General features: G+C 56.2%; 4 protein-coding genes. All 4 read left to right on the forward strand.

The window, feature by feature from the left end; genetic code table 11:
• Positions 1-196 precede the first annotated feature (196 nt).
• Positions 197-1,801 carry an ABC transporter transmembrane domain-containing protein gene (locus NOM06_RS19735; protein WP_255912874.1) on the forward strand — a complete coding sequence of 535 codons (1,605 nt, stop codon included), beginning with the start codon at positions 197-199 and terminating at the stop codon, positions 1,799-1,801.
• The gene (locus NOM06_RS19740) at positions 1,798-3,966 is read left to right on the forward strand and encodes an ATP-binding cassette domain-containing protein (RefSeq protein WP_255912876.1); all 2,169 of its coding nucleotides are present in this window, start codon (positions 1,798-1,800) and stop codon (positions 3,964-3,966) included. The genes NOM06_RS19735 and NOM06_RS19740 overlap by 4 nt, the downstream gene beginning before the upstream one ends.
• A gap of 19 nt (positions 3,967-3,985) precedes the next feature.
• Complete coding sequence (locus NOM06_RS19745; protein ID WP_255912878.1) at positions 3,986-5,326, forward strand: HlyD family type I secretion periplasmic adaptor subunit; 1,341 nt, start codon at positions 3,986-3,988, stop codon at positions 5,324-5,326.
• Positions 5,327-5,362: 36 nt separating this feature from the next.
• A partial coding sequence (locus NOM06_RS19750) for a VCBS domain-containing protein (RefSeq protein WP_255912879.1) occupies positions 5,363-6,700 on the forward strand: 1,338 nt, incomplete at its 3' end.

The following is a 6,700-nucleotide window of genomic DNA, read 5'->3' on the forward strand; positions in this document are numbered from 1 at the left end:
GTTTTGTTATCCGGTTTGAAGCCGTATGACCACTCCCTTTTGTGGGCAACTGTCAGGTGAATACCATCTCCATACATGATCGTATTGAATTTATTCACCATTCATCTTGTTATCGTCTTGTGTGCATGAGGTTGCGAGATGTATTAATAGATGACCTTCACAATGTAGATAGTTCAATAGGCGTGGGAGTAAATGGATGCGCTCGTCTCTGCTATTGAAGATTGAACATAGCCCCCTCCTTTTTATGGCCTCTTTGGCCATGCACTTGTTGGCGCTTGCGCTGCCATTGGCCCTGTTACAGATTTACGACCGTATCTTGCCTGCTCAAGCCTACGGAACGGCGCTGTTTCTGGTGCTCGGCGTTGGCGTTGCTATTTTGCTCGAATCGGTATTGCGCTATGGCCGTCAGGTGCTGTTTGCCGGGCTAGGTGCGCATTATGAAGCACAACTGATCGCTCGGGCCATCGAGCGGTTTTATCAAGCCGATGTGCAGGCTGTTGAGGTGCGCGGCAGCGCTGTCTGGCTCGAGGCGTTTCGTGCCATTGGTCAATTGCGAGACTTTTGGTCCGGTCAGGCTGGAGTGGCACTTTATGAATTGCCTTTCGTACTGATTTATCTGGCACTGATTGCCTACGTTGGTGGGTTATGGCTCGCACTTATCCCTGCAGGATTGTTCATTCTGGCTGTGTTGCTGGCTTGGTACCTTAATGAGCCTCTTGCGCGGGTGGGTAAGGGCTGTAGTGACAGGGAGGTTGTGCGTAATGATCAAGCATGGTCACTCTTTAGTGCACTCAATTATCTCAAAGGCAGTGGTTCGGAAGGGGTGGCTGCGGCTGCATGGCAACGGCGCAATGCAGATGTGATGGCAATGCAATCCGAGTTGGAAACCCATCTGGGGTGGGTGAGGGAAAATGCACTCTCTTTCGGGCAGCTAGCCACCGTGTTGGTAGTCTCTTTGGGGGCTGTCTCCGTGATCCGGGGAGAGTTGACCACAGGGGCGCTGGCGGCATGCACTATGTTGGCTGGCCGCTCGATTGGACCAGCCATGGCCACTCTCGGATATTGGGCGCAACTACAGCGGATGGCCGCCGTGCAGCAGCGGCTGAGTGAGTTGCTCACACTGCCATCGAACGTGCGCCGCAGTGTTGATGGGGAAGCATATATTCCCGAGGGGGCGCTGGTGGTTGAAGCGCCGGATTTGCTAGCCGAGCCTCTGGTGATCCAGCCTGGAGAAGTTGTACATCTGGCGACCGGGGATCCCGCGCTTACCTCTCATCTGTTGGCGTGTGTGGCGGGGATGGTTCATGATCCCGCCATCTCTGTGACGGTCCAAGGGCATCCGATCGCTGGATTTTCGCAACAGGCTTATGGCGCTCATGTGATACTGGTGACCCGTCATTTGGCTTTGGTGCCGGGCTCCATTCTCGATAACTTGACTCTCTATGATGCGAGATTCAATGCGGCGGTTGGTCCACTGTGTGAGCAACTAGGGCTGGATACCATGTTGGGGCGTCTGCGCAGCGGGATCTTGACCGAAGTCGGGCCCGGCACGGCGGAGCATCTGGATGAGGGGCTGTACCAACGTATTGCCTTGATCCGGGCACTGGTACGCAAACCCGGGATCTTGTTACTGGATCATGCGGCTACCGGACTTGATCTGGATGGGCAGAAACGGTTGGCCACGATACTGACTTCTCTGCAGGGCAACACAACAGTGCTGATTGCCACATATAAAGAGCCGTTGGTGTCGGCTTGCCAGCGTGCTGTTCTGATCTGCGGAAAGGGGGAGCGCCACTTATGAGTGAATCATCAGACGCCATTATCGGTAGGCAGTCCGTGTTTACCAATGAGAAACAGCGGATCGCGCTGATTAATCGGGTGCTCGGCGAACAGCGTTTGGCGGCTTCGCCCCTGGCCGGGATCTTGGCACCGCTGTTGGTCGCCCTTGGCTGGTTTGGTGCAGCTAGAACCCTGCTTCATGATCTGCCCGCACCTGATAATCCTGTCGGGGTGGCAGAGTTCATTCATCTGTTGAAGGCTCAGGGGTTCAAAGTTAGCGAGCACAACTGGCGGCAATGGCGAGTCGATCATCAGGCTACTTCGCTGCCTATTGGTGCGGTGTTGCTTGAACGGTCAAGTGCGCGCATTTTTCTTGGTCAGGTAGATGGTCATCTGCACTGGCATGATGGTCATGAGATTTCGGTCGACAATGCGCCAATGGCGGAGTCGTTGCTGGTGATAGAAAGCAACAGTGGCTTCGTCCCGGTCGATGCACCTCAGCCTGGTTGGTTAAGGCGTCTTTTCTTTCGCGCTCGGCGCGAAGTGGGGGGCGTGCTGCTGGTGAGTCTGGTGATCAACTTGCTGACGCTGGCCATTTCGCTCTTCACCATGATGGTCTACAACAACATTATTCCGAGTGGGGCGACACTCACCCTGTGGGGGATGACCAGCGGTGTCGTGATCGCCATCGCGGGGGCCTGGTATTTACGGATGGCGCGCAGTCGGCTGCTGGCAAGAATGACCGCTTGGGCCGGCAGTCAGATCAGTGAACTGGCGATGCGAAAGACCCTGGGATTACCGCTGGAGGTCGCCTCCAGAGTGGGGGTAGATAGCAATCTTGGACGCTTGCGCTCGGTTGAAGGGGTTCGGCAGTGGTTCGGTGGTTCATCTGGGGTAGTGAGTGCGGATTATCCCTTCGTGTTGATTTTTCTGGTGGTCATCGGCCTGTTGGGCGGCTGGATTGTGCTGGTGCCTTGCCTGGGGCTCTTGTTGTTTGCTGCTATCTCTTTGCCCTTGTCCAGGCTGGTTCAGATCAGAGCCAACGAAGCGGGGCGCGCCACCCGTAAATTCAATGACATGCTGGTGATTCTGATTACCCGATTGCGCGCACTCAAAGGGGTTGACCGGTCGGGGGAATGGTTACAACGCCTGACGGCGCTGATGGGACAGAGTAGTGTGGCGAATATGAATCATGCCAATGTGAATGCCTTGACCCAGACCGTCGGGCAGGCATTGGCGATGCTGACGGTGCTGGCCACCATGGGAACTGGTGTTGCATTGGTGCTAGATCAACAGATGACCTCTGGCGGGTTGATTGCCACCATGATGCTGATTTGGCGGGTGACGACGCCCGCCCAGCAGATGTTTGCCAACCAAATCCGGTTGCGCCAGTTGATGGACGCAACGCAGCAGCTGGATCAACTGTTATCGTGTGTCGGTGAAGCGGCCAACCCCAAGCTGGTTACACCTGTGAGCACTCTGTTAGCGCACGTTGAAAGTGACCGGCTCTACTATCGTCATGCCCCGGATCGGGAACCCTCACTCAACGGGGTCAGTTTTGCGCTTGAACCGGGTGAGTGTCTGGCTGTTGTCGGGCCCAATGGCGCAGGCAAGTCGACGTTGCTGGAGTTGTTGGCCGGGATCCGTCAACCACATAATGGTCGGGTGCTGGTGGGTAAACACGATATACGGCAATTCGATCCCGATGATTATCGCAGCTGGCTTGGCTATCTGCCCCAGCAAGCCAGAGGCCTTTCCCTCTCCTTGCGTGACGCTGTTGCGCTGCGCAAACCGGATGCGGACGATACCGAGATTGATGACGTTTTGACCCGTGTAGCCGGCCCGCTGTGGTGGCGACATTTCGCTGCTTCTGATGCTGACAGTGCCATGGGGTTGCAGCTGTCGCTCTGGCGAGAAGATCACTCTGCCATACGTATGCGTTATATCGTCAGGATGGCGGCAGCCATCATCGGTCACCCCTCCCTGCTGTTGCTCGATGATCCCCTGGGGGATAGAGATCCACAGCTGGATGATCATTTTGTGCAACTGATGGCCACGCTCAAAAGCCATTGCACCATCGTCATTGCTACCCACAGACCCGACCTTATCCAGCGTTGCGACAAGATATTGCTGCTGGACCAAGGGGCTGCGCTCCATTTTGGGCCGGTCAATCAACCGACCGCATAGTACTCAGGGAGAGAACAGTGTGAACAAACTGGAACCTGCAATTATCGACCTCATCGCTCGGGATGAGCGCAAGGCACAGTTCATTACCACCCTGCTGGATCAGGGGCGGCAAACTCGCCTGATGCGGCGAACCCTGCTGGGGATTGTGTTGTTGCTGGTCATTTTTATCGGCTGGGCCATCGTCACTCCGGTGGATGAACTGGCCAGAGCTCGAGGCGAAATCCAGCCCAGTGAACATGTACAGAGTCTCCAGAGCGAGGAGGGGGGGCGGATCGTCAAGTTGCTGGTGCATGAGGGGGAACAGGTTAAAGCCGGGCAACCCATCGTCGAGTTTGCCGCGACCAATCTGGTCAAGGATGCACAGCAGGTCGATATCAAACTTAATGCCCTGTCACTGGATCGCGAACGGCTCAAAGCGATCCTTGATAAAAGGGCTCCTGATTTTTCCTCCTTTGCCGAGGCTTATCCAATGTTGACGGAACAGGCACTGCTCAACTATCAGGCGCAGCTGCAGATGCATAATGCGGCCATTTCGGCCAAGAAAGGCGAGATGGCGCAACAGTCCTCCCTGTTACAAGGGGGGGATCGTGGGATTGCTTTGCTGAAGAAAGAGTTGCAAGAAACCAAAGATCGGTTGGCCCGGGTAGAGGAAGGGGTACGCAGAGGGATCATGAACAAGCTCTCTCTCAGCGATGCCAGATTGCAGTTCACCTCGGTTCAGGAGCGACTCAGTCAGGCACAGTCGCAGCAACAGAGCATCAAGGATCAGATCAACACACTGGCATCTGAACTCGACAAACTGGAATCAGAATTCAGCCAACAGGTGAGTGCCGAGTTGGGCAAAGTCACCGAAGCATATCGTGAAGCACAAAGTGACAAGCAAGCATTGGAAGAGCGTAAAGACTTTATCGTGCTTGAGTCGCCGGTCGATGGTGTGGTGATTGATCTGCCTGAAACTCGTATCGGTGCTGTGGTGGCTGCAGGAGGAAGCGTTGCCGAGATCGTACCTGTAGGTCAATCGGTGATCATGGAGGCCATGGTGCTTCCTAAAGATATCGGTTTTGTAAAAGTGGGGCAGAGGACCATGGTCAAGATAGATAGCTTCGATTCTGCCCGTTTTGGTTTTATCGAGGGGACTGTAAATCGTGTTGCTCCAACGTCCAGTAAACTTAAAGAGAACGGAATGCCCTATTACAAGGTGCAGATTTCGTTGGCTAATCCTTATGTAAAAAGCCCTGAACATACCGTGATTGCGGGAATGACGGGGGAAGCCGATATTGCGACAGGTAGCAAATCGGTCATGCAGTTTTTGCTAAAACCCCTATTTCTGGCCTCTGACACGGCATTCCATGAGCGTTGATTCTGGACTCTGACAGCTAAAGAGTGAGGCATTTTTATGGCCAAGAAACCCCAGCCACACGAGTTGACCCCGAAACAGAAAGCGGCACAGATGAAACCTCGGGAGCATCAGCTGGGTGGAGGTGAAGTCCACACTGGCGATGAAAGCATTATCGGTTGGGAGAGTGCCCTTAACGAGGTGCCGGTCAGTGCAGAACAACCATTACAAACAACAGGGCTGGAGCCAAGTCATCTCTCTTCCCATTTCATCGACGAGCGTCAGTCAGAATCTATGCTCCCTGTCCCGGACCTGAAGAATGCCCTCGAGTCACAAACGCATCATCCTGTTCCACACTCATCTGAATTTAGCCACACTGCAGGGCGGCTGGTAGACCAACCGCTGGTATCGGGTCATGACACAACCGTATTTTACGGTTCAGTGTCGGCTGACCCCAAAACCGCCGAGGTATCCCCACTATCCTGGCAAGCTGATGCAACTGACAGTCAGCCACCAGGGGATATCCCGTCAGCCATATCCCGCACGCTGTCACCGCAAGTACTGGCCGGCAAGGATGATGGCGCGGTGATCGGCGGGGTCAATACTGGCCGCGTCACTGAAGACCAGACGGCCACCCTCAGCACCAGCGGCCAGCTCACGATCACCGACCCCGACGCCAGCCAGTCCCACTTCATCGTGCAGACCAGCGCCGCCGGCAGCTACGGCCACTTCAGCCTCGACGATGCCGGCTACTGGACCTACAGCGCCGACAGCAGTCAGGCCGCCATCCAGCAGCTCAAGGCCGGCGCCATCCTGACCGATTCCTTCTCCGTGCAGGCTGCCGATGGCACCCAGCACACCGTGACGGTGACGTTGACCGGCACCAACGACGCGCCCGTGCTGCAAGCACAAAGTCAGGCTGTCACTGAGGATGGCGCCAAACTTAGTGGCCAGATGGTGGCCACGGACATCGACCAGGGCGACAGCCAGACCTTCAGCCTGGCGCAGCCGGTCGCCGGCTTCACGCTGAACGCCGACGGCAGCTACAGCTTCGATCCGAGCAATGCCGCCTACCATCACCTGACCGCCGGCCAGACGCTGGATCTCGTGATCCCGGTCACCGTCACCGACAGTGCCGGGGCGACCAGCACCGCCAACCTCACGATCACGCTCACCGGCACGAACGACGGCGCGACCATCAGCGGGGTCAGCAGCGGGGCGACGACGGAAGACTCAGGTCAGCTCAGCACCGGCCAACTCAGCATCAGCGATGCCGACGACGGCGAGGCCCACTTCGTGGCCCAGACCGGCACGGCCGGCACCTATGGGCAATTCAGCCTCGACGAAAACGGCCAGTGGAGCTACCAGCTCGACAACAGCAAGCCCGAGGTCCAGGCC

The organism is Aeromonas sp. JL9 (assembly GCF_024436075.1).
Lineage (GTDB): Bacteria > Pseudomonadota > Gammaproteobacteria > Enterobacterales > Aeromonadaceae > Aeromonas > Aeromonas veronii.

Coding starts and splice junctions, on each gene's coding strand:
- NOM06_RS19735 (WP_255912874.1), top strand. CDS start 197: ATGCGCTCGTCTCTGCTATTGAAGATTGAACATAGCCCCCTCCTTTTT.
- NOM06_RS19740 (WP_255912876.1), top strand. CDS start 1,798: ATGAGTGAATCATCAGACGCCATTATCGGTAGGCAGTCCGTGTTTACC.